Origin of the sequence: Acinetobacter sp. Q186-3, assembly GCF_013420655.1 — a bacterium.
Taxonomy (GTDB): Bacteria; Pseudomonadota; Gammaproteobacteria; order Pseudomonadales; family Moraxellaceae; genus Acinetobacter; species Acinetobacter indicus.
Genome location: NZ_VOXS01000037.1, coordinates 1 through 3,235, shown reverse-complemented (window position 1 = coordinate 3,235; position 3,235 = coordinate 1). Strand labels below are relative to the sequence as shown.

The window sequence follows — 3,235 nt, the reverse complement described above, 5'->3', positions numbered from 1 at the left end:
ACTTGTAGGGATTAACGACTGTTTGGGGTTGTATAGTCAAGTAATTAAGTGCATGTGGTGGATGCCTTGGCAGTCAGAGGCGAAGAAAGACGTGATAGCCTGCGAAAAGCTCCGGGGAGGCGGCAAATATCCTTTGATCCGGAGATGTCTGAATGGGGAAACCCACTTACCATAAGGTAGGTATCAATACATGAATACATAGTGTATTGAGGCGAACGAGGGGAAGTGAAACATCTCAGTACCCTTAGGAAAAGAAATCAATTGAGATTCCCTCAGTAGCGGCGAGCGAAAGGGGAACAGCCCATTAAGTTATGTGTGTTTTAGTGGAATGCTCTGGGAAGTGCAACCATAGTGGGTGATAGTCCTGTACACGAAAGGGCACACATAATGATGACGAGTAGGGCGAGGCACGTGAAACCTTGTCTGAATATGGGGGGACCATCCTCCAAGGCTAAATACTCCTGACTGACCGATAGTGAACCAGTACCGTGAGGGAAAGGCGAAAAGAACCCCTGTGAGGGGAGTGAAATAGATCCTGAAACCGCATGCATACAAGCAGTGGGAGCCACTTCGTGTGGTGACTGCGTACCTTTTGTATAATGGGTCAGCGACTTACATTCAGTAGCAAGGTTAACCGCATAGGGGAGCCGTAGGGAAACCGAGTCTTAATAGGGCGTATAGTTGCTGGGTGTAGACCCGAAACCAGGCGATCTATCCATGAGCAGGTTGAAGGTTGGGTAACACTAACTGGAGGACCGAACCCACTGTCGTTGAAAAGCCAGGGGATGACTTGTGGATAGGGGTGAAAGGCTAATCAAGCCTGGTGATAGCTGGTTCTCCCCGAAAGCTATTTAGGTAGCGCCTCGGACGAATACCATTGGGGGTAGAGCACTGTTTCGGCTAGGGGGTCATCCCGACTTACCAAACCGATGCAAACTCCGAATACCGATGAGTACTATCCGGGAGACAGACTGCGGGTGCTAACGTCCGTAGTCAAGAGGAAAACAATCCAGACCGCCAGCTAAGGCCCCAAAATCATAGTTAAGTGGGAAACGATGTGGGAAGGCATAGACAGCTAGGAGGTTGGCTTAGAAGCAGCCACCCTTTAAAGAAAGCGTAATAGCTCACTAGTCGAGTCGGCCTGCGCGGAAGATGTAACGGGGCTAAAACTATGTGCCGAAGCTGCGGATGTATACATTGTATACGTGGTAGGGGAGCGTTCTGTAAGCCGATGAAGGTGGATTGAGAAGTCTGCTGGAGGTATCAGAAGTGCGAATGCTGACGTGAGTAACGACAAAACGGGTGAAAAACCCGTTCGCTGAAAGACCAAGGGTTCCAGTCCAACGTTAATCGGGGCTGGGTGAGTCGACCCCTAAGGCGAGGCCGAGAGGCGTAGTCGATGGGAAATTGGTTAATATTCCAATACTTCAGTGTAATGCGATGAGAGGACGGAGAAGGTTAAGTCAGCCTGGCGTTGGTTGTCCAGGTGGAAGGCTGTAGGCATGCATCTTAGGCAAATCCGGGGTGCTCTATGCTGAGAGCTGATAGCAAGCTAGTTTACTAGCGAAGTGGCTGATACCATGCTTCCAGGAAAAGTCTCTAAGCTTCAGTTACACTGGAATCGTACCCGAAACCGACACAGGTGGTCAGGTCGAGTAGACCAAAGCGCTTGAGAGAACTCTGCTGAAGGAACTAGGCAAAATGGTACCGTAACTTCGGGAGAAGGTACGCTGTTGACGGTGATGGGACTTGCTCCCTGAGCGGTTGACAGCCGCAGAAACCAGGCCGCTGCAACTGTTTATTAAAAACATAGCACTCTGCAAACACGAAAGTGGACGTATAGGGTGTGATGCCTGCCCGGTGCTGGAAGGTTAATTGATGGGGTTAGCGTAAGCGAAGCTCTTGATCGAAGCCCCAGTAAACGGCGGCCGTAACTATAACGGTCCTAAGGTAGCGAAATTCCTTGTCGGGTAAGTTCCGACCTGCACGAATGGCATAATGATGGCGGCGCTGTCTCCAGCAGAGGCTCAGTGAAATCGAAATCGCTGTGAAGATGCAGTGTACCCGCGGCTAGACGGAAAGACCCCGTGAACCTTTACTGCAGCTTGACATTGAACTTTGACCTTACTTGTGTAGGATAGGTGGGAGGCTTTGAAGTTGGAACGCCAGTTCCAATGGAGCCGTCCTTGAAATACCACCCTGGTAATGTTGAGGTTCTAACTCTGTCCCGTGATCCGGGACGAGGACCATGTCTGGTGGGTAGTTTGACTGGGGCGGTCTCCTCCTAAAGAGTAACGGAGGAGTACGAAGGTGCGCTCAGCGTGGTCGGAAATCACGCGTAGAGTATAAAGGCAAAAGCGCGCTTAACTGCGAGACCCACAAGTCGAGCAGGTACGAAAGTAGGTCTTAGTGATCCGGTGGTTCTGTATGGAAGGGCCATCGCTCAACGGATAAAAGGTACTCTGGGGATAACAGGCTGATACCGCCCAAGAGTTCATATCGACGGCGGTGTTTGGCACCTCGATGTCGGCTCATCTCATCCTGGGGCTGAAGCAGGTCCCAAGGGTATGGCTGTTCGCCATTTAAAGAGGTACGCGAGCTGGGTTTAGAACGTCGTGAGACAGTTCGGTCCCTATCTACCGTGGGCGCTGGAAATTTGAGAGGATCTGCTCCTAGTACGAGAGGACCAGAGTGGACGAACCTCTGGTGTACCGGTTGTGACGCCAGTCGCATCGCCGGGTAGCTATGTTCGGAAGGGATAACCGCTGAAAGCATCTAAGCGGGAAGCCTACCTCAAGATAAGATTTCCCTAGGAATTTATTCCTCTAAAGAGCCGTTCGAGACTAGGACGTTGATAGGTTGGGTGTGGAAGCATAGCGATATGTGAAGCTGACCAATACTAATTGCTCGTGAGGCTTGACTATACAACACCCAAACAGTTGTTGTATCAAGCTGAATTCTAAACTAATCCTTGATTTAGTTAATGCGACACAATAAAATTCAGACCCAATGGCCAATCCGTTAATAACTCATTTGGAACAAAGTAAGGCATTACATGCAAAAGCATCAAGCTTAAGCAAAGTAACTAAGACCCGAACAAGTCCATAACAGTTGTGCTGGCGACAATAGCAAGAGTGAACCACCTGATCCCTTCCCGAACTCAGAAGTGAAACCTCTTAGCGCTGATGGTAGTGTGGGGTTACCCATGTGAGAGTAAGTCATCGCCAGCTCATTA

2 rRNA genes are annotated in these 3,235 nt (G+C 50.0%); both read left to right on the top strand.

Going from position 1 to position 3,235, the window contains the following annotated elements:
* Positions 1 to 34 precede the first annotated feature (34 nt).
* Positions 35 to 2,924: ribosomal RNA gene (locus FTT64_RS14150) — 23S ribosomal RNA — on the top strand.
* Between the two features lie 191 nt (positions 2,925 to 3,115).
* A 5S ribosomal RNA gene (gene rrf, locus FTT64_RS14145) occupies positions 3,116 to 3,230 on the top strand.
* Positions 3,231 to 3,235 lie beyond the last annotated feature (5 nt).